Source organism: Roseateles sp. (assembly GCF_039929605.1).
GTDB lineage: Bacteria > Pseudomonadota > Gammaproteobacteria > Burkholderiales > Burkholderiaceae_C > Pelomonas.
This window is the reverse complement of the sequence record NZ_JBDSQX010000046.1, coordinates 1-18,259: the sequence shown is the minus strand read 5'-3', so window position 1 is coordinate 18,259 and position 18,259 is coordinate 1. Positions and strand designations below refer to the sequence as shown.

The window sequence follows — 18,259 nt, the reverse complement described above, 5'->3', positions numbered from 1 at the left end:
TTCCCTAGAGGAAGTCGCGCCGACGCGCGGCGGTGAACAGGGGCAGGGACAGGGCGAGGGTCGTGAGTGCCGCTTCAGCGGCGAGGAGCAGCCAGAACGTTGCGTTCCAGACAGGGGTGGCGGCGGGCATGTGCCGGCCAATCTCGGGGATGCGGCCGATGCCCATCATGAAGAGCGAGACCGACATGTTGGTGAGGATGATCAGCCCGCCCATGCCGGCTTCCGAGGTGATGTGCAGCGCGCCGCACAGCACCAGCGCGAAGTTCATCAGCAGGAAGACGCAGAGCAGCACCGCAAAGGGCAACAGCCCGTCGGCAACGCCCGGCATGAGGAGGATCAGCGCCAGCGCGCCGGCACTCAGCAGCGCCCAAGGCAGCAGGAAGCTGGCGAGCAGGCCCAGCAGCTTGGCGCGCACGTAGTCGCCGGGTGACAGCGGCAGGCTCAGCATGAACAGCAGCGAGCGTTCCTTGCGCTCCTGGGCGACGCCGAACAGCGCCAGCATCACGCCGAGCGCGATGACGGCGGTCAGCCAGACGATGAAGCCGATGTTGAAGCCGATCTCGCCAGCCGCCGCGCTCATCAGGCCCGCGTAGCCTGCGGCGGTGGCGCCGGCCAGCAGCCAGCGGTAGACGTACAGCTCCTTGGCGACGAGCTTGCGTGTGAGCAGGTTCATGACGGGCGAGCCTCCCGCGCTTGGCGGCTGTGCATGACGGTGGCGACGAAGACTTCTTCCAGGCTCATGCGGTAAACGTCCTGCACCGGCGTGCCGAGTCGGGCGAGGAAGTCGTCGCTGAAGCCGTCGACCGTCAGCGTGACGTTGGGGCCGTCCACGTCGCGGTGGACGATTTCGGGCAGCTTCCAATCGGGCATGCCCTCGGTTGCCAGGTTAGGCAGCCGCAGCCGCAGCGTGCGCCAGCGTTCGAGAAAGGCGTCCTTGTCGTTCGACGCCACCACGCGGCCCCGGTCAATGAAGGTGATGCGGTCGGAGATGCGCTCCACGTCCACCGTGTTGTGCGACGAGAACAGGATGGAGCGGCTGTCGTCGCGCAGCACGTCCATGAACTCGCTCAGCAGCTCCTGGCGGGCGACCGGGTCCATGCCCGACGTGGGTTCGTCCAGCACCAGCAGGCGCGGGCGGCGGGCCAGCGCCAGCAGCAGCAGCGCCTTGGCCTGCTCGCCGGTGGACAGGCTCTTGGCCGACTGCCCGGCGTGCAGGCCGAAGCGCTTCAGCAGCGTGGCCGCGTAGGCCGCGTCCCAGCGGGGGTAGATGGAGGCGACGAAGTCCATGTGCCAAGCGAGCGTCGCCTGCGGCAGCAGCTTCATGTCGTCGCTGACAAAGCCGACGTCGGCCTTGGCGGCGGCCTGGCTGCGCGGCATGTCGTGGCCGAGCAGGCGGATGCTGCCGGCGTCGGCGGTGAGCATGCCCATCAGCAGGCGGATGGTGGTGCTCTTGCCGGCGCCGTTGGGGCCGACGAGACCCATGATCTGGCCGTGCTCGAGGTCGAGGGTCACGTCCTCCAGCGTGAAGAAGCGGAACGCCTTGCGCACGTTCCTCATTTCTATGGCCTTGTCGCTCATGACGTGGGCTCCTGTTGGGTCAGCGCGCTGCGCAGTCGTTCGATGAGTTCGGGCTCGGCCATGCCCAGCGAGCGGGCGATCTCGCCGGCGGCGGCGAGGTGGGTGTCGAGCTGGGCCAGGCGCATGTCCTTGGCCAGGCCCTGCGCGTCGGCGATGAAGGAGCCTTTGCCGTGGCGCGTCACGATGACGCCCTCGGACTCCAGGTCCAGATAGGCGCGCTTGACGGTGATGACGCTGACCCGCAGGTTCGCCGCCAGCGTGCGGATGGAGGGCAGCTCCAGCCCCGCCTCCCAGTCGCCCGCAGCCACGCGCTGGCGGATCTGCTCGACGATCTGCAGGTACATGGGCCTCGCGTCGGTCTGCGAGATGAAAAGACTGCTGTGCATAATGTGTATACACAGAATATATGCACGGTTGCGCGAATGCAAGTGCCGAATGAAAAAGCGGCCCGGAGGCCGCTTCGCTGTCGACGTCAGCCGCGCTCAGAGTTTCAAAAGCGCTTCCAGGTTCACGCGCAGCTTTAGCTCGGCCGGCGCCAGGCTGGCCGCGATGGCTTGCGCGGCTAGGCGGGTGTCGCGCGGCACGGGGTTGCTCAGCGGGCTGCCGCTCTTGCCGATCAGCGCGGCCACCAGCGGCTCGTTGGCGCTGAAGCCGCGTTTGAAGACGATGCCGATCTCGCCGTTGGCCAGGCGCACGATGCTGCCCGGCGGGTACAGGCCCACGGTCTTGATGAGGGCGGCGCCGGCTTCATCCGGCTGGCCCAACTCGTCGAGAAAGACGGCGCGGGCCGCAGCGGCGCCACTCATCGCGCCACGGCTGCGGCGGGGCGACAGGCGGGCGCCGAAGAGGTCGATGCGCCGCAGCAGGCGGGCCAGCTTTTCGCCCTCACTGCGGTTGCTGAGCGGGCCGGGGCCGGCCTCGTGGTGCAGGCGCACAGCAGTCAGCCAGACCGGGTTCGTCACGCCGGCCTCGGCCAGCCGCAGCGCGGCGCGGTCGCCGTGGGCGGCGAGGGCCTGGAGCTGGGCCGGCGTGGCGGCGTCCAGCTGGCTGGCGAGGCGATCATGCGCCGCGCCGGCGCCGTAGTTCATCGTCAGCGCGGCGCCTTGCAGGGCTTCGATGAGCGCGGGGTTCCACTGCAGCTGGCGCGCGACGAGGTCGCACAGCAGCAACGTCAGCAGCGCATGCCGCGCGCTGTAGTCGCCAAACTCCTGGCCGCTCTCGAAGACGTGCAGCATCAGCGTCGCGTCGGGGTGAGCGTGCAGGCGCTTCAACGCGGCGTCGCGCAACTGGGCCAGGCGAGCGGGGAAGTCGACCGGCTCGGTCTCGCGCAGCAGGCTGTGGGTGCGCAGCAGCAGGTCGGACCAGGCCTCGCGCGGGCCTTGCTCGGCCTTGGGTGCATTGGGCGCCTCCATGCGAAAGCTGGTGTCGGCCTTGACGATGTCGGACAGCGGCACGTCCTGCATGACCAGCGTGTCCAGCCTGTGGGCCAGCGCGCGCTGGTATTCCACCGTCTCGTCCGCGTTCACCCACGCCCCGCCGTCCACGAGGCCGCGCACCAGCGGCGAGTCGCGCAGCACCTGGCCGCGGGCGAACAGCAGCTTGCCGTTGGCGTCGAAGAGGCTGTAGGGCAACGTCATGCCCAGCCGCAGCGTGCGGGCAGGCAGGGGGATGAGGTCTGAGGCCATGAATGCGCGGATTCTGTAACAGCCTGCGGCGAGAGCAAGTGCTTCTTGAACCACGGCGAAGGGCCGGCTGCGTAGAATTCCCGGCTCATCCGAGGAGCGCTGCGAGGTTTCCCCCAGGCTCGGATCGTTTCCCAACCGCGCTCATCGCCCCTCTGCCCGAGTCCGTCGATGACCACCGCCCCGCCTCCCCTCAAACTCTCCGGCCTGGAGCCCGTCGCCATCGACGCGGCCAGCCTGTTCGTCAACATCGGCGAGCGCACCAACGTCACCGGCTCCAAGGCCTTCGCCCGCATGATCCTCGCGGGGGAGTTCGAGAAGGCGCTGGCCGTGGCGCGCCAGCAGGTCGAGAACGGTGCACAGGTCATCGATATCAACATGGACGAGGCCATGCTGGACAGTCAGGCGGCCATGGTGCGCTTCCTGAACCTGATCGCCGGCGAGCCCGAGATCGCGCGCGTGCCGATCATGATCGACTCGTCCAAGTGGAGCGTCATCGAGGCCGGCCTGAAGTGCATCCAGGGCAAAGGCATCGTCAACTCCATCTCGATGAAGGAAGGCGAGGAGGAGTTCCGTCGCCAGGCCAATCTCGTGCGCCGCTACGGCGCCGCGGCCGTCGTCATGGCCTTCGACGAGGTCGGCCAGGCCGACACCTTTGCGCGCAAGACCGAGATCTGCGCGCGCGCCTACAAGGTGCTGGTGGACGAGGTGGGCTTCCCGGCCGAAGACATCATCTTCGACCCCAACATCTTCGCCATCGCCACCGGCATCGAGGAGCACGACAACTACGCGGTCGACTTCATCAATGCGACGCGCTGGATCAAGCAGAACCTGCCCGGCGCCAAGGTCTCGGGCGGCGTCAGCAACGTGTCGTTCAGCTTCCGCGGCAACGAGCCGGTGCGCGAGGCCATCCACACCGTCTTCCTGTACCACGCCATCCAGGCGGGCATGGACATGGGCATCGTCAACGCCGGCATGGTGGGCGTGTATGACGATCTCGACGCCGAGCTTCGAGAACGAGTGGAAGACGTGGTGCTGAACCGCCGGCCCGATGCCGGCGAGCGCCTCATCGAGATCGCCGACCGCGCCAAGAGCGCCGGCAAGGACGACTCGGCGCGTCTGGCCTGGCGGGCGGGCGATGTGAACCAGCGGCTGTCGCACGCGCTGGTGCACGGCATCACCGACTTCATCACCGTCGACACCGAGGAAGCCTGGCAGGCGATCTCGGCCGGTGGCGGCCGGCCACTGCACGTCATCGAAGGCCCGTTGATGGCCGGCATGAACGTCGTCGGCGACCTGTTCGGCCAGGGCAAGATGTTCCTGCCGCAGGTGGTGAAAAGCGCGCGCGTCATGAAGAGCGCCGTGGCCCACCTGCTGCCCTACATCGAGGAAGAAAAGCGCCTGCTGATCGAGGGCGGCGGCGACGCCAAGCCCAAGGGCAAGATCGTCATGGCGACGGTCAAGGGCGACGTGCACGACATCGGCAAGAACATCGTCACGGTGGTCCTGCAGTGCAACAACTACGAGGTCGTCAACATGGGCGTCATGGTGCCCGCGCGCGACATCCTGCAGAAGGCCAAGGACGAGGGCGCGGACATCATCGGCTTGTCCGGGCTGATCACGCCGAGCCTCGAAGAGATGCAACATGTCGCCGCCGAGATGCAGCGCGACGAGTACTTCTCTTCACGCCACATGCCGCTGCTGATCGGCGGCGCGACGACGAGCCGCGTGCACACGGCGGTCAAGATCTCGCCGCACTACGACGGCCCGGTCGTCTACGTACCTGATGCCTCTCGCGCCGTCGGCGTGTGCTCCGAGCTGCTGAGCGACGAGCGCGCCGCGGCCTACATCGCCGACCTGAAGGCCGACATCGAGAAGACCCGCCAGCTGCACGCCAGCAAGAAACAGACGCCGCTGGTAACGCTTGAGCAAGCCCGTGCCAACAAGGCGGTGCTGGACCTGAGCCGCGTGCCGCCCGCGCCGAAGTTCACCGGCCGCCGCGTGCTGAAGAACCTCGACCTGGCCGAGCTGGCGCGCTACATCGACTGGGGACCGTACTTCCAGACCTGGGACCTGGCCGGCCCCTACCCGGCCATCCTCGATGACGCTGTGGTCGGCACCGAGGCGCGCAAGGTGTTCGCCGATGCGCAGGCCATGCTGAAGAAGATCATCGACGGCCGCTGGCTGCAGGCACATGCGGTGTTCGGCCTCTACCCCGCCGCGCGCGTCGACGAGGACGACATCGCCCTCTACGCCGACGAGTCGCGCGGCGAGCCGCTGATGACCTGGCACGGCCTGCGTATGCAGTCCGTGCGGCCGGTGGTCGAAGGCGTGAAGCGGCCCAACCGCTGCCTGTCCGACTTCGTTGCCGAGAGCGGTGACCACGTCGGCATGTTCGCCGTGACGGCGGGCCTGGGCGTCGACAAGAAGGAAGCCGACTTCCTCGCCGCGCATGACGACTACTCGGCCATCCTGCTCAAGGCCCTCGCTGACCGGCTCGCCGAGGCCGCTGCCGAATGGCTGCACGAGCGCGTGCGCCGCGAGTTCTGGGGTTATGCCGCAGACGAGGCGCTGAGCAACGTCGACCTCATCGCCGAGAAGTACGCCGGCATCCGCCCCGCGCCCGGCTACCCGGCCTGCCCGGACCACCTCGCCAAGCGCGACATGTTCCGCGTGCTGGCGCCGGACGAGATCAGCATGGGCCTGACCGACAGCATGGCCATGACGCCGGCAGCCAGCGTCAGCGGCTTCTACCTGGCCCACCCCGACGCGGCTTACTTCAACGTTGGCCGTATCGGCGACGACCAGCTCGCCGACTGGGCCTCGCGCTGCGGCCTGAGCGACGCCGAGGCGCGCCGCGCACTGGCGCCCTTGCTCGGTTGACTTGGGTTGACTTGGGTTGACAGGGGTTGCCACCCGATGTGGGCGGGCGGACTTGCGGCTTCGTCCTACAGCGCCATGGCCGGCCGCAGCTCATGCTTTAGGTCATCTCAATAGGACGGAGACTCAGATGTCAACCCCCACAGTCAGTTCCACCCAGATCGTCGCGGGCGTTGCGGTCGTGCTGGCGCTGCTCGGCGGTGCCTACGCCGTCGGCCGCTCGCAGCCCGCAGCGGAGGTGGCACCCGTTGCCGAGGTCGCGCCAGCGCCCATCGCCAAGGTGGCCCAGGTAGAACCGCGCCGCGCCGAGCCCGTGCGCACGCAGCCAGCAGCCGACCGCGAACCGCAGCGCCAGAGCCAGCTCTGCAGCAGCTGCGCGAGTGTGACGGCGGTGCGCACCGAAACCCGCCAGGGCGAAGCCACGGCGCTGGGCACCGTCGGCGGCGCCGTCATCGGCGGCCTGCTGGGTAACCAGGTGGGTGGTGGCACGGGCAAGAAGATCGCCACCGTCGGCGGCGCCGTTGCCGGTGGCTATGCCGGCCGCGAGCTCGAAAAGCGCCAGCGCAGCACCACGGTCTGGATCATCGAGGCCCGCGAGAGTGACGGCCGCCTGCGCCGCTTTGAGCGCAGCGCCGACCCGGGCCTGCGCGTCGGTGACGAACTGCGCCTGACCGACAACGGCTTCGAGCGAAAGTGATCTGAAGCCCCTCGCCCGGTCTTGCGCCGCTGAACGCGGGCAAGCCCGGTCGCGGTCCCCCTGGGGAACGGCGATGCTTGCGGCATTGAGCCGCTCGCACATCGCCATCGCGGGCCGGCTTGGTGAACTGGAGTCGGACACAAGCAGTCCCTGCGGACTGCATGTGCCTACGGAAGGCCATGGGCCTCTGGCCCATGGCAGGCCCGGCGCTCGGCCCGAATCCTGCCGTTCGCTGGGCTTAGGCCGGGCCGTTGGCGAGTTCCGGGCGTTGCGCAGGCTGCAGGTCCGGCCCGCCGCTCTGACCCGAGGAACGCCAGCGCGCCGAGGCGCTTGAGAGCGTGTCCACCCAGGTGTCGTCGGCGCTGGCCAGCAGTTCGGGGCCGACGGCGTCGCGCAGCTCGATCGGCCACTCCACGTGCGGGGCTTCCCACGACAGGGATCGCAGCCCGACTTCGGCGGCGAGTTCGGGCAGGCGCCGCCAGTGCTCCGCCAGTACGCCGTCGCTGCTCCACGTCCACTGGCCGTTGACGAAGAGCACCAGGTCCGCCCCCAGCCCGAACTGATGGAACGACTGCCAGGGCTTGGCCTTGGTGACGATGCCGCCCGGGCGCGTGCGGCCCTGCTCGTACAACCATGCCTGCCGTTCAGGCGTGCGGAAGGCTTCGAAAAGCTTGAACGGGCGGTTCTCAGCCGCAGCCTTGGCCAGCAGGTTGGCCAGAGCCTCGCGGAATTTCGGGTGCAGTTGGGCGGGGTCGTTCAGCCGCGTCTGCGGGCTCGACGGCAGCGTCACCCAGCTGCCGCCCGCCGCCGGTGCTGCCGGCGGCGTCGTCGTGGGCGCAGCGCCATCGACGGCGCGCACATAGTCGGCCCACACATGGCCCGACTGCTGCAGGTAGGACACCGGCAGCCAGCCGCTCGCGGCGCTGCCGCTGGCCACGCAGGTCTGGCCCCGGCGCAGCACCGTCAGCACGCTGGCGCCGGTGTTGGGTGCGGCGCGCAGGTTCAGCGCGGTCGCGGTCACTTCATAGGTGCTGGGCATGATGGTTCAACCTTTCGCGACGAGTGCTTCGGCTTGCGCCACGGCTTGGGTCAGCGTCACCAGCGAAGCCGTCAGACGGGCCGCCGCCGTGCTGGCCGTCTCGGCCGAGTTGCCGCCCGAGCCCAGGTCCTTGATGCTCGCGGCCAGCTTGGCCCGGGATTCCTCCGCCGCCTTCAAGCCCGCGTCGGCCTGGCTGAGGCTGGACGCGAGCGTGGCCTCGTTGCCCGGCGTGGCTTCGTCGGCATGCAGTGCGGTGATGCGCTTGCGAAGTTCGTCGAGTGTGGTGTCGATGCGCTTCACCTCCTCGGTAGTGGACTCGGGCAGTTTGGCCGCCCCTGGGCCGTCACGTGACGCCTCGGCGGTTCGGCTGCCGAAGTAGAAGCTGACGACCGAGGTGACCAGCGTGACCAGCGCCGTGATGATCTGCTTCTCCATGTCGATGGTCTCCAACGGCTTGGGAGGCGTGATGCGGTAGAGCTTCAGCTTGGCGCTGCCGTTGTCGATGCTCTCGACGACTGCGGCGAGCCCGAGTTGGCGATAGCGCTCCACCTCGGCCTGCAGCTCGGCGGCCGTGCCCACGAAGGCGGCATTGCCCAGCGATTTCTCGGCCAGCCCGGCATTCACCGACAGCGTCTGCAGGCCGAAGACGGCGAACAACACCATCACGCCCGCCGCCAGCAGCGTGCGGATGGAGCCGGCCGGCAGCCCGAAGGCTTCGGCCGGCGCGGCCAGCCCGAGCCAGCGGAACACCACCGCGATCAAGGCCAGCGACGAGGCAAAGATGATCAGCATGCCGATGAACCAGATCGGGTTGGACCGCTCGGTATGGCTCGACAGCGACAGCACGGCCGAGAAGCCGAACACCAGCAACAGCAGGCCAGCGGCGACGGTGATGCCGGTGGCGCGCTGGTTCTTCTCGACGGATGTGGCGGTGGTCATGGGTGGGCTCCTGGCGGTTCTGCTGATGCGGCGCAGCGTGCCGAATGCAGCGCTGATTCGCGTCATCAAAGGAGAGGACAGATCTCTGTGCCGCCGCGCCTGACCTCTGGCCCCCATGCCCTCCTCGGCACTATTGAGGATGCTCCGACCAGGGGCCGGCCGTACAACCGGCCGCCGCAGGAGATCGACCTGCGCCGTTGCAAAAGGACGCTCCCATGAGTCTTCAAGTCGTGCTCGCCCGGCGAGCGGTGGCGCTCGCCGCCGCTGCGGCGCTGTTGTCCGGTTGCGCAGCCTCCGGTCGCATCGACCTGGCCAAGGAGGGCCCAGGCACCGATCCCGACCCCGCTGAGATGGCGGCCTTCCGCATCGCGCAGGACAAGATGCTGATCGAGCTGATCGCCGCGGCGACGCCGCCCACCACCGCCGCCAGCGCTCCCGCCACGATGCGGGTCAGCGGCGGGGCAGTCATTGAGCACACCGGCGGCGTGACCTGGGACCAGGTCATCCGGGCCGGCATGGACTACGCCGATCGGCGCTGCGAGGACTACCTGCATGCCTTGTACCGCCTGGACCGTGACCGCAAGACTGCCGTTGCGCAAACCGGCCTGCTCGGCGGCGCCACTGCGGGTGTGCAGGCAGCAGCCGGCGCGGCGGCCAAGCAGGTGGCGATCGTCGCGATACTTTTCGGTCTGGCGGGCTCCACCATCGACAACGTGGCGGGCAATCTGCTGTATCAGCTGGAGCCGTCGTCGGTGCGCACGCTGGTCAATGCGCAGCAGCTGCAGTACCGAGGCCAATTGCGCGAAGGCTACCTGGACCGGCCCGCAGCGATGAACGTGCTGCGCCGCTACGCGCTGCTGTGCGTGCCGGCCAACATCGAGTCGGAGGTCAACCTGGCGGTCAAGAAGACACAGCCCGAGGTCAAGGCGGGGGACCCGGCCAAGGGGCTGGCGCCAGTGGTCACCAACTCCACCATCGCGGTGTCCAGCACGTCGTTCGGCGCCGACGACAACTCGGCGCGGCTCGACGCCTTCGTGAACCCCGGCGGCAAGCTCCATGCGGAGAACGAACGCAAGCTGCTGGCGTACATGGCAGCCAATGGCGCGGCGCAAGCCGGCGGCACGACGTCGTTCATCTTCGGCAAGCCGTTCGAGGCCGCACGCAAGGACGCTGTCAAACATTTCGGCTTGAACTGAGGAGGCATGACATGACCCACATCGAACGCATCACCGACGTGCCGGAACCCATGGTGCCCACCATCCGGCAGCGCATGGAGCAGCGCGGTGCCAACGTCGTCGTGCACGACCAGGGCGGCGGGCTGTTCACGGTGGAAGGCACTTACCCGGACACGCAGGACGCCGTGGCAGCGGTGGGCGCAACAGGCGTGCTGGCAGCTTCACCGATAGTGGCTCCGGGTCCGCTGACCGACACCCAGGCCCGTGCCGCCAAGGCCATCGTCAACATCTTCGAAACCGGCGAGGTCCTGGGCGACTATGGGCGCGTGACCTTGATTCCCGGCGACACCGGCCACCTGACCTACGGCCGCTCGCAGACCACGCTGGGTTCGGGCCTGCTGCATGACCTGCTTGAACAATATGTCGACAACGCCGGCGCGCGCTTCGCGGCCCGGCTGCGGCCTTTCCTGGCGCGCACCGCCGGCCGCGACCTGACGCTGGACCACGACGACGGCTTCCACAACAACCTGCGCGCGGCAGCGGACGACCCGGTGATGAGGGAGACGCAGGACGTCTTCTTCGACACCGCTTACTGGCGCCCCGCGCTGAAGGCCGCCAAGGACGCCGGCTTGACGCTGCCGCTGGCCATCGCCGTGGCCTATGACGGACGCGTGCACGGCTCCTGGGCGCTACTGCGCGATCAGACGACGGCAGCAGATGGCAGCGTGCAGGCGCTGGGCGAGCGCGCATGGGTCGCTGCCTACATTGCGCGCCGTCGCCAGTGGCTGGCCACGCATACCCGCGCCGACCTGCGGCCCACGGTGTACCGCATGGATGCCTTCCAGCGATTGGTGGACCAGGACCGCTGGGGCCTGACGCTGCCGTTGGTGGTGCGTGACCGCGAAATCTCGGCGATGACGCTGGCAGGTGCGCCGCCGCGTGTCTACGACGGCCCCGCGCCTGGTACGCGCGCTCTCGCTGTGGCTTCGCCGCTGGCCCGCGGGCTCGACGTGCGCCTGCTGCAGCTCGCGCTGTCCGACGCCGGGCACGCCCTCAAGGCAGACGGCATCTTTGGCCAGTCGGCGTCCGAGGCACTGCGGCAGTTCCAGCAGGCCCAGGGCCTGGCAGCCAGCGGCGCGGCGGATCCGGCGCAGGTGGCCTCGCTGGCGGCGCGCGTCTTCGCGGCTTGACGCTGAGCCCGCGCTGCCTGCGGGCTCAGCCGCCGTGTGAGCGCAGCCCGCGCCGCATCTGGATGGCCTCGGCCACGTGGGCCGTGGCGATCTCGGTCGCGCCGGCCAGGTCGGCCACCGTGCGAGCCACGCGCATGACGCGGTGAAAGCTGCGCGCCGACCAGCCCAGTTTCTCGGCCGAGCGTTCCAGCAGCGTCTTGGCGGCCGGCTCCAGCACCGCGTGCGCCGCCAGGTGCTGCGCCTGCAGCAGCGCGTTGGCGACGCCCTGCCGCGCCAGCGCCCGCTCGCGCGCTGCGGTGACTCGTTCGGCGACCACGGCGCTCGCTTCGCCGGGGGCCAGGTCTTGCAGCTGGCTGGGCGGGATGACGGTGACTTCGATGAGCAGGTCGATGCGGTCCAGGAAGGGCCCGCTGAGCCGGCCCTGGTAACGCGCGATCTGGTCGGGTGAGCAGCGGCAGGCCTTCAGCGGATTGCCCAGGTGGCCGCAAGGGCAGGGGTTCATCGCCGCGACCAGTTGGAAGCGCGCCGGGAACTCGGCCTGGCGCGCGGCGCGTGAGATGAGGATGCGGCCCGTCTCCAGCGGCTCGCGCAACGCCTCGAGCGCAGCGCGCGGGAATTCGGGGAGCTCGTCCAAAAACAGCACCCCATGCTGCGCCAGTGAAATCTCGCCCGGCCTCGGTGGCGAGCCGCTGTGGCGTATGTTCATTGCTGCGACGCCCTTAAGCGGCCACAATAAGTTATCGAAGAAATCGCTCGCATTGGTGCGACTGAATTCTTGGAATAACTGCGATGGTGCCCGATTTGACTTCAAATAGCCGCGACTACGCCGTGCCCAGCTCGTCTGTACGTGCGATCCCTCGCAACCGGCGCAGCGTGACGGGCTTCCTGAGCTGGCGCGGCGAGCAGTCCATCCAGTACGAATCGACGCTGGAACGAGACTTTGTCATTCGTCAAGAGTTCAGTCTCGCGGTCGCACAAGTCATCTCTCAGCCCTGCGTGTTCCCTTTCACCACGCGCACAGGACGGTCAGCCAACTACACGCCCGACTTCCTAGTCGTCTACGGCGCGGACTCGTCGCCGGTGAGATTTCAGCGCCGGCCACTGCTCGTAGAGGTCAAGCCGGCGGAGGAATGGCATCTGCATTGGCGCGAGTGGTTACCGAAGTGGAAGGCAGCGCGACGCTACGCTGCCTCCCAGGGGTGGACCTTTCGGATCATGGATGAGTCCCGCATCCGCACCCAGGCGCTCGCGAACATCCAGTTCCTGCGGCGGTACCGCAATAGCGTCTATCCGTCCCAGGAAAGCGACTGGATCGTCGCCAGCGTGCGCGAGCTCGGGTCGGCGACCTTTGACTACTTACTTGCCAAGCACTTCCCGGGCATTTACGCCGCCGAGGGCGTCGGCCACTTGTGGAGTTTGCTGGCCAGCCGTCGGTTGGATTGCGACATCTGCTCGTCGCTGGGCGGCGATACCGAACTGTGGGTCCCAGATGAAGCCTGACACCGCTCACACGCAAGCGTCCGATGCCGCCCACGTGCCGTCGCGGCTGCGCGTCGATCTGCGCAGCGGGGCGCTTGTGCGCCACGCCGATGGAATCTTTCGTATCAGCGAGATATTGGACTTCACCACGGTGGTGGCCACCGCAGTTGAAACAGGAAGGACGAAGGTCCTCCGCGTCGGCGAATTGATGCCGGTCGAATCATCGCAGCCCCCAACTGCGTCGGCTGTCGACATCGACTCCATCGCCGAGGATGACTGGCGAGTGGCGCAGACCAGGTATGACGCCATCCGGCCGCTCTTGGACTCGCCGGACCAGTCGCGCAGCGCCGTGGTGGCACGTGCTGCCGAAGTCGAGGTCGATCCAGCGACGCTTTATCGCTGGCTGGGGCGCTATCGTGCTCTCGATGCCATCTCGGCGCTTATCCCGTTCAAGCGGGGCTGGAAGGTTGGCAACTATCGCATCGGCGACGCTGCTGAGGGCGTGATCCGCGCGGTCATCAAGGATTTCTACTTGAAGCCCGAGAGACCCAGTCCGCAGAAGGTCGTGCGGGAGGTCCACCGAATTTGCGATGAGCGCCATGTCGAGCGGCCGAGCCCGACGGCGATCCGGTCGCGCATCGACCGCATACCTGAGCACGAGCGGCTCAAGCGGCGCGGCCAGGCGGAACTTGCTAGGAACAAGTTCCATCCGGTGCCCGGGAAGTTTCCGGGGGCGGACTACCCGTTGGCGGTCGTGCAGATCGACCACACGCCCGTCGACGTAATCCTGGTGGACGACGTGCATCGCAAGCCGATCGACCGGCCTTGGGTCACCGTGGCCATCGACGTGTTCAGCCGCATGACGGTCGGCTACTACCTGTCATTCGACGAGCCGTCGACGACATCGGTGGCGATGTGCTTGTCGCATGCCATGCTGCCCAAGGACGAGTGGCTGCTGCTGCACGACGTGGATGGCACATGGCCAGTGTGGGGCCGGCCGCACAAGGTGCACGTGGACAACGGCCCGGACTTCCGCTCCAAGAGCTTGCGCCAGTCGTGCAAGATGCATGCGGTGGACATCGAGTTCCGTCCGGTGAAGGTGCCGCGCTACGGCGGCCACATCGAACGCCTGCAGGGAACGCTGCTGCGGGAAATCCACGACTTGCCGGGCACCACCTTCTCGTCGATCAAGGAACGTGGTGACTACGATTCCGAGAAGCAGGCGGTTATGACGAAGGATGAGTTCGAGAAGCTGTTCGTCGACCTCATCTGCAATACCTATCACCGGCGCCCCCATTCCGCACTGGGGATGCCGCCCCTGCGTATGTGGGAGTTTGGCATCTTTGGCGGCGCGGGCATCCAGGGCGTCGGCATGCCGCCCAGGCCTGCGGACCGCCTGACCGTGGTATTGGACTTCCTGCCTTCCTTCTCACGCACGGTGCAACCCGACGGGGTGTCATTGGACGGGCTTCGCTATTACGCCGAGGCGCTCAGGCCCTGGATAGGCATGAAGGACGCGGATACGGGCAAGGCGCGGCAGCATGTGTTCCGCCGCGATCCGCGTGATGTGTCTTCACTGTGGTTCTACGACCCCGACCTGAAGCAGTATTTCAAGGTGCCGCTTGCCGATCAGAGCGCGCCGGCGTTCAGCATCTGGGAGCACCAGCTGGCCAAAGCCGCTCTGGCGAAGGCTGGTCACGACCCGAGCGACGAGCGCGCCGTCTTCAAGTCGATTGGCGACCGGCGAGCCATCGTCGAGGAAAGTGCGTCGCGCACGAAAAAGGCACGGCGCGAAGCGCAACGGCAGAAGGATCACGCCAAGGGTCGCTCCCCTGCAGCGCCAGCTGGCAAGCCGGCGGCCGCCGGCAGGGCCTCGCCGGCGCCCACCTTGAAGCCCGCCGGCCTGTTGTCCAACTTGCTCACGAGCGTCGATGCCACCGACGACATCGCATGACCGCTACCGCTGAACCGGCGCATCGCGGAGCAGACTCCGCGCAGCCCTTCTCGCACATCCATCCGGAGTTTCGGGAGGTCATGTCATGCCCGGACGAGCAACGCCTCGCGTTCCTTGATCGGCCACGCTGGATTGGCTATGAGCGCGCGCAATTGGCACTGGACACCATGCAGGCGCTGATGAACAAGCCCCGGCAGCCGCGCATGCCTAACCTGCTGATTGTTGGCGAACCGAACAACGGTAAGACTACGCTGGTCCAGCGATTCAAGACGTTGTGCGGCGAGGGCTACGTGAATGAGAACGCCGATCCGGTGAAGCCGGTCATCGTGGCGGAAGCACCACCCTCCGCAGACGAGAAGGGGCTGTACATCTCAATACTGGAGCGATTCTGGGCGCCGTATCGAGCCACCGCCCCGGCCGCTCAGCTGCGCTATCAAGTGGTGCACCAACTGCGCGAGTGCCATGTCCGCATTCTGCTCATCGATGAATTTCACTCGCTGCTTACCGGCTCCGCGCTCAAGCAGCGGGAGGTGATGAATGCGATCAAGCTGCTCTGCAACGAGGTCGGCATTCCCATCGTCGGCGTCGGTACGCGCGATGCGGTCCGGGTGCTGCACACTGACCCGCAGCATGCGAGCCGGTTCGACGTGTTCGCGCTGCCCTTGTGGGAGCTCGACCCATCCTTCCAGAAATTACTGGCTGGGTTTGAGCGGGTGCTGCCGCTGAAGAAATCATCTGGTCTTGCGACACCGGACCTCGCCACGATGGCACACGCCATCTGCGGAGGCAACCTGGGCGACCTGCACCGGCTTCTGAGCGCCTGCGCGCGCGTGGCGATCACCACCGGCGAGGAACGGATCACCGAGAAGATCCTGCGGTCCAAGGCATGGTTGCAACCGACCAAGGGCATCCGAGAGGTCATGGCGTGACTCGGCCTTGGGCCCTCCGAGTGGGACTGCTGCCCGAGGAACTCTTCTCGACATGGTTGGTGCGTGCTGCGCTCGCACAAGGGTGTGATCCCATGGATCTCACCGGCTCTCTTTGGCCCAGATGGCGGGCGTGGACTGTCGACCTGGACCGTGGGCTCGCGCCTGAACGCCTTGCGGTGCTGGCCGCCCGGTCGGGCGTCGCGGCAGCTGAATTGGAAGCGGCAATGCTGCATCCGCTACTGGCCGCCATCGCGCCAGGCGTAGAGCCAAGCCAGGCGACGTGGCCCTGGATACTGGCGCAGGGCAGTCGCAATCGCAGACGGCAAGGCGGACTCCAGTTCTGCCCGGCCTGCCTCGCAGAAGATGCAACGCCGTATTTCAGGCGCAGTTGGCGCTTGGCTTGGCATGTGGGCTGCGTGAGGCATGGCATTTTGCTGTCTGACCATTGCGGACGCTGTCACTCACCGGCGGAACCCCACCGGGTGAGGGCAAGCGACGTGACGCTTTGCCGGTGCCCGAGCTGCGGTCACGATCTCCGCGACACGGCGACAAGCGTTGCGTGTGCGGAGGCCTTGGATTTCCAGCGAGCAGCCGACCATGTGCTGTCCACGGGCCACGGTATCTGGTCGGCAGTGCCGGTCACTCGCGAAAGGTGGTTCCACCTTGCGAAGACAAAGGCGAGCGGCCGTCTTCTCGGCCTGCCGGGTGACCAGGCGCCGCTCGGCGTGACGTCGCTCGCTCTGAATCTTCAGAGGCCAAGCGAACGGGTACAGCGGCTGCGCATGGCATTGCGCGGCATGAACGGTCAAGCGTGCGAGATGCCGATGGTGGCGCGTGGTGCACCGGGCGGCGGTGCGGCTCGACTCGCGACTTCCCGGCCGCAGGCGAAGGTTCAGGGCGAATGGATTCGGTTGTTGCGACGCTCAAGGGTTGGACACGCATGAACGTGCAGACCGAGCCGCCCTGTGGGGTCTGCGAGCGTCCCACTGCCAAGGCGACGCGCGTCGAGGCGCAGGTGCGCTACTGCTCGACATGCTATGCGCGGTGCTTCAAGCGACTGCTGTGCGGCGGCTGTGGCATGTTCAAGCAGCTGTTGGCTTCGAAGGAGGATCCACGCTGCCAGGACTGCATCGCTGCGATGCCCTGTGTGCGGTGCCGGCGCATCGGCAGGCCGGTGGGCAAGATCACGGCCGGTGGTCCGGCGTGCAACAGCTGCGCCAGCTACTTCAGCGACGCGCGACCCTGCGAGATGTGCAGCAGCCCTTCACGAATCCTGCGCGTGCTTCGCACGGCGGATGGCGACAAGACGGCTTGCCCCAGATGCATGCGCGTCGACCATCGAACGTGCGCCTTGTGTCGCAAGCACCGGCTTTGCGACGAGATGCACGATGGACGTTGGCAGTGCAAGCTATGCCGCGACATCGGCGAGGTGCCATGTAGCACGTGCAGCTTGCCAATGCCTGCCGGCATGGGCAAGCGCTGTAGCTCCTGCTATTGGCTGGAGCGCTGCGTGCGCAGTGCCACACAGTTGGTCGAACTCCTTAAGACCAAGCGAGCACGCGACGCCTTCGCGGCGTTTGCTGCTTGGCTGCCCAGCCAGGGATACGTGCAGAAAGCAGCCGTGGGCCTGCGCAAGCATGTCCAGTTCTTCGAACTACTGGAAAGCACCGGTGACGAAGCATGGACGAGCGATTTTCTGTTGAAGCACCTGGGGCCAGCCATGCTGCGAAAGTACGAACTACCAATGCGGTGGCTGCGGGCCGAGGGTGGGGTGACGCTGCATACGCAGGACAAGGCACGTGAAGCCGATGGGCGCCGCGTTCGCAAGGCGAGCAACACGATGCCGGAGGGGACTGTCGGGCGGAGGCTGTTGGAATCATTTGAAGCCGAACTGGCACGGCGGCGTGATGCAGGCAAACTCACTGATCGGTCGATGAGGTTGGCATTTCGGCCGGCGCTCGTGCTGGTCGCACTGGAAGACGCTGATGGCGCAAGGGCGCCCACGCAGTTGGCATTGGAGAGGTATCTGACGGCTACGCCTGGCCAGCGCGCGGCACTTTCCACGTTCGTGGGGTTCTTGAAAACCAATTGCGGCATCGAGTTGCGACTGCCGCCGAAGCGGGCGGGCAGTTCGGCGACTGCGCGCAAGGCGCTGGAAAAGCAGATCACCGCGCTAATGGCGCCTTCCGTGGACCCCGCATCTGTAACCAAGCGCTGGGCTCCAATGGCGCTGCGCTATTTCCACCACCTCTCATCGACACAGGCAAATGAGGTAGTGGCCAAGTCGGTGCAAAAAGAAGTGGAAGGCGGCATGGTGCTGAGCTGCGACGGCCAAGACTACTGGATTCCCAGCAATCTTTCAGGATTGGCGCATCTAGGGCAACGCTGATCAAGTTCGCCGCTTCCGGGTTGATCAGGTGGCAAGGCGGCAGGCGTGTTGGCAGGATGGCGGCATGAAGCAAACAACCCTTGCAGTAGCAGCAGATCGGGGCGCGGAGTTCGAGCGGTTCCGCAAGGCCACCAGGCGTGACGTGTTCTTGCAGACGATGGATTCAATCGTCCCGTGGACGGCGCTGTGTGAAGTGATCGAGCCCCACTATCCGAAGGCCGGCAAAGGTCGCCCGCCCATTGGGCTGCAACGCATGCTGCGCATGTACTTCGTGCAGCACTGGTTCAACCTGGCCGACGAGGCCTGCGAGGAAGCCTTGCTCGACAGC

General features: G+C 67.1%; 16 protein-coding genes, 1 pseudogene and 1 riboswitch. Of the genes and pseudogenes, 10 read left to right on the top strand and 7 right to left on the bottom strand.

Features of this window, described 5'->3' with window-relative positions:
• Positions 1 to 4: 4 nt before the first annotated feature.
• The 4 genes from ABIS05_RS06555 to ABIS05_RS06540 form a co-directional block, all read right to left on the bottom strand.
• Positions 5 to 673 (bottom strand): hypothetical protein, encoded by a 669-nt coding sequence (locus ABIS05_RS06555; protein WP_348009174.1) that lies wholly within the window; start codon positions 671 to 673, stop codon positions 5 to 7.
• Complete coding sequence (locus ABIS05_RS06550; protein WP_348009173.1) at positions 670 to 1,578, bottom strand: ABC transporter ATP-binding protein; 909 nt, start codon at positions 1,576 to 1,578, stop codon at positions 670 to 672. Before ABIS05_RS06550 ends, ABIS05_RS06555 begins: the two co-directional genes overlap by 4 nt.
• Positions 1,575 to 1,964: a GntR family transcriptional regulator gene (locus ABIS05_RS06545; protein WP_348063227.1), complete on the bottom strand. Its 390-nt coding sequence runs from the start codon at positions 1,962 to 1,964 to the stop codon at positions 1,575 to 1,577. The genes ABIS05_RS06550 and ABIS05_RS06545 overlap by 4 nt, the downstream gene beginning before the upstream one ends.
• A gap of 96 nt (positions 1,965 to 2,060) precedes the next feature.
• The gene (locus ABIS05_RS06540) at positions 2,061 to 3,263 is read right to left on the bottom strand and encodes a phosphohydrolase (protein WP_348009171.1); all 1,203 of its coding nucleotides are present in this window, start codon (positions 3,261 to 3,263) and stop codon (positions 2,061 to 2,063) included.
• A gap of 85 nt (positions 3,264 to 3,348) precedes the next feature.
• Positions 3,349 to 3,413, top strand: a riboswitch (S-adenosyl-L-homocysteine riboswitch).
• A gap of 18 nt (positions 3,414 to 3,431) precedes the next feature.
• Between ABIS05_RS06540 and metH the strand changes: the two genes are divergently transcribed.
• Both metH and ABIS05_RS06530 read left to right on the top strand, forming a co-directional pair.
• On the top strand, positions 3,432 to 6,143 hold the full coding sequence (gene metH / locus ABIS05_RS06535; RefSeq protein WP_348009170.1) for a methionine synthase: 2,712 nt from the start codon (positions 3,432 to 3,434) through the stop codon (positions 6,141 to 6,143).
• Positions 6,144 to 6,270: 127 nt separating this feature from the next.
• Positions 6,271 to 6,837, top strand: a complete 567-nt coding sequence (locus ABIS05_RS06530; RefSeq protein ID WP_348009169.1) for a glycine zipper 2TM domain-containing protein — start codon at positions 6,271 to 6,273, stop codon at positions 6,835 to 6,837.
• A 238-nt stretch (positions 6,838 to 7,075) separates the two neighbouring features.
• Here the strand turns inward: ABIS05_RS06530 and ABIS05_RS06525 are convergent, their stop codons facing one another.
• Positions 7,076 to 7,876 carry a D-alanyl-D-alanine carboxypeptidase family protein gene (locus ABIS05_RS06525; protein WP_348009168.1) on the bottom strand — a complete coding sequence of 267 codons (801 nt, stop codon included), beginning with the start codon at positions 7,874 to 7,876 and terminating at the stop codon, positions 7,076 to 7,078.
• Positions 7,877 to 7,882: 6 nt separating this feature from the next.
• Positions 7,883 to 8,815, bottom strand: coding sequence for a hypothetical protein (locus ABIS05_RS06520; protein ID WP_348009167.1), 933 nt, complete (start codon positions 8,813 to 8,815; stop codon positions 7,883 to 7,885).
• 215 nt (positions 8,816 to 9,030) lie between these two features.
• On the opposite strand from ABIS05_RS06520, the gene ABIS05_RS06515 reads away from it, so the two are divergent.
• Positions 9,031 to 10,011 (top strand): hypothetical protein, encoded by a 981-nt coding sequence (locus tag ABIS05_RS06515; RefSeq protein ID WP_348009166.1) that lies wholly within the window; start codon positions 9,031 to 9,033, stop codon positions 10,009 to 10,011.
• An 11-nt stretch (positions 10,012 to 10,022) separates the two neighbouring features.
• Positions 10,023 to 11,180: a peptidoglycan-binding protein gene (locus ABIS05_RS06510; RefSeq protein ID WP_348009165.1), complete on the top strand. Its 1,158-nt coding sequence runs from the start codon at positions 10,023 to 10,025 to the stop codon at positions 11,178 to 11,180.
• Between the two features lie 25 nt (positions 11,181 to 11,205).
• Here ABIS05_RS06510 and ABIS05_RS06505 read toward each other — a convergent pair.
• A pseudogene (locus ABIS05_RS06505) lies at positions 11,206 to 11,907 on the bottom strand (ATP-binding protein); the annotation flags it as partial.
• Positions 11,908 to 11,969: 62 nt separating this feature from the next.
• Here ABIS05_RS06505 and ABIS05_RS06500 point away from each other — a divergent pair.
• From ABIS05_RS06500 to ABIS05_RS06480, 6 genes are all read left to right on the top strand, one after another.
• Positions 11,970 to 12,680 carry a TnsA endonuclease N-terminal domain-containing protein gene (locus tag ABIS05_RS06500; protein WP_348009164.1) on the top strand — a complete coding sequence of 237 codons (711 nt, stop codon included), beginning with the start codon at positions 11,970 to 11,972 and terminating at the stop codon, positions 12,678 to 12,680.
• The gene (locus tag ABIS05_RS06495) at positions 12,670 to 14,613 is read left to right on the top strand and encodes a Mu transposase C-terminal domain-containing protein (protein ID WP_348009163.1); all 1,944 of its coding nucleotides are present in this window, start codon (positions 12,670 to 12,672) and stop codon (positions 14,611 to 14,613) included. The genes ABIS05_RS06500 and ABIS05_RS06495 overlap by 11 nt, the downstream gene beginning before the upstream one ends.
• Positions 14,610 to 15,542 carry a TniB family NTP-binding protein gene (locus ABIS05_RS06490; RefSeq protein ID WP_348009162.1) on the top strand — a complete coding sequence of 311 codons (933 nt, stop codon included), beginning with the start codon at positions 14,610 to 14,612 and terminating at the stop codon, positions 15,540 to 15,542. Before ABIS05_RS06495 ends, ABIS05_RS06490 begins: the two co-directional genes overlap by 4 nt.
• Positions 15,500 to 16,486 carry a TniQ family protein gene (locus tag ABIS05_RS28180; protein ID WP_348009161.1) on the top strand — a complete coding sequence of 329 codons (987 nt, stop codon included), beginning with the start codon at positions 15,500 to 15,502 and terminating at the stop codon, positions 16,484 to 16,486. Before ABIS05_RS06490 ends, ABIS05_RS28180 begins: the two co-directional genes overlap by 43 nt.
• The gene (locus ABIS05_RS06485) at positions 16,483 to 17,931 is read left to right on the top strand and encodes a hypothetical protein (RefSeq protein ID WP_348009160.1); all 1,449 of its coding nucleotides are present in this window, start codon (positions 16,483 to 16,485) and stop codon (positions 17,929 to 17,931) included. The genes ABIS05_RS28180 and ABIS05_RS06485 overlap by 4 nt, the downstream gene beginning before the upstream one ends.
• Positions 17,932 to 17,995: 64 nt before the next feature.
• On the top strand, positions 17,996 to 18,259 hold a 264-nt coding region (locus ABIS05_RS06480; protein WP_348009159.1), incomplete at its 3' end, for a transposase.

Coding starts and splice junctions, on each gene's coding strand:
- ABIS05_RS06555 (WP_348009174.1), bottom strand. CDS start 673: ATGAACCTGCTCACACGCAAGCTCGTCGCCAAGGAGCTGTACGTCTAC.
- ABIS05_RS06550 (WP_348009173.1), bottom strand. CDS start 1,578: ATGAGCGACAAGGCCATAGAAATGAGGAACGTGCGCAAGGCGTTCCGC.
- ABIS05_RS06545 (WP_348063227.1), bottom strand. CDS start 1,964: ATGCACAGCAGTCTTTTCATCTCGCAGACCGACGCGAGGCCCATGTAC.
- ABIS05_RS06540 (WP_348009171.1), bottom strand. CDS start 3,263: ATGGCCTCAGACCTCATCCCCCTGCCTGCCCGCACGCTGCGGCTGGGC.
- metH (WP_348009170.1), top strand. CDS start 3,432: ATGACCACCGCCCCGCCTCCCCTCAAACTCTCCGGCCTGGAGCCCGTC.
- ABIS05_RS06530 (WP_348009169.1), top strand. CDS start 6,271: ATGTCAACCCCCACAGTCAGTTCCACCCAGATCGTCGCGGGCGTTGCG.
- ABIS05_RS06525 (WP_348009168.1), bottom strand. CDS start 7,876: ATGCCCAGCACCTATGAAGTGACCGCGACCGCGCTGAACCTGCGCGCC.
- ABIS05_RS06520 (WP_348009167.1), bottom strand. CDS start 8,815: ATGACCACCGCCACATCCGTCGAGAAGAACCAGCGCGCCACCGGCATC.
- ABIS05_RS06515 (WP_348009166.1), top strand. CDS start 9,031: ATGAGTCTTCAAGTCGTGCTCGCCCGGCGAGCGGTGGCGCTCGCCGCC.
- ABIS05_RS06510 (WP_348009165.1), top strand. CDS start 10,023: ATGACCCACATCGAACGCATCACCGACGTGCCGGAACCCATGGTGCCC.
- ABIS05_RS06500 (WP_348009164.1), top strand. CDS start 11,970: ATGGTGCCCGATTTGACTTCAAATAGCCGCGACTACGCCGTGCCCAGC.
- ABIS05_RS06495 (WP_348009163.1), top strand. CDS start 12,670: ATGAAGCCTGACACCGCTCACACGCAAGCGTCCGATGCCGCCCACGTG.
- ABIS05_RS06490 (WP_348009162.1), top strand. CDS start 14,610: ATGACCGCTACCGCTGAACCGGCGCATCGCGGAGCAGACTCCGCGCAG.
- ABIS05_RS28180 (WP_348009161.1), top strand. CDS start 15,500: ATGGTTGCAACCGACCAAGGGCATCCGAGAGGTCATGGCGTGACTCGG.
- ABIS05_RS06485 (WP_348009160.1), top strand. CDS start 16,483: ATGAACGTGCAGACCGAGCCGCCCTGTGGGGTCTGCGAGCGTCCCACT.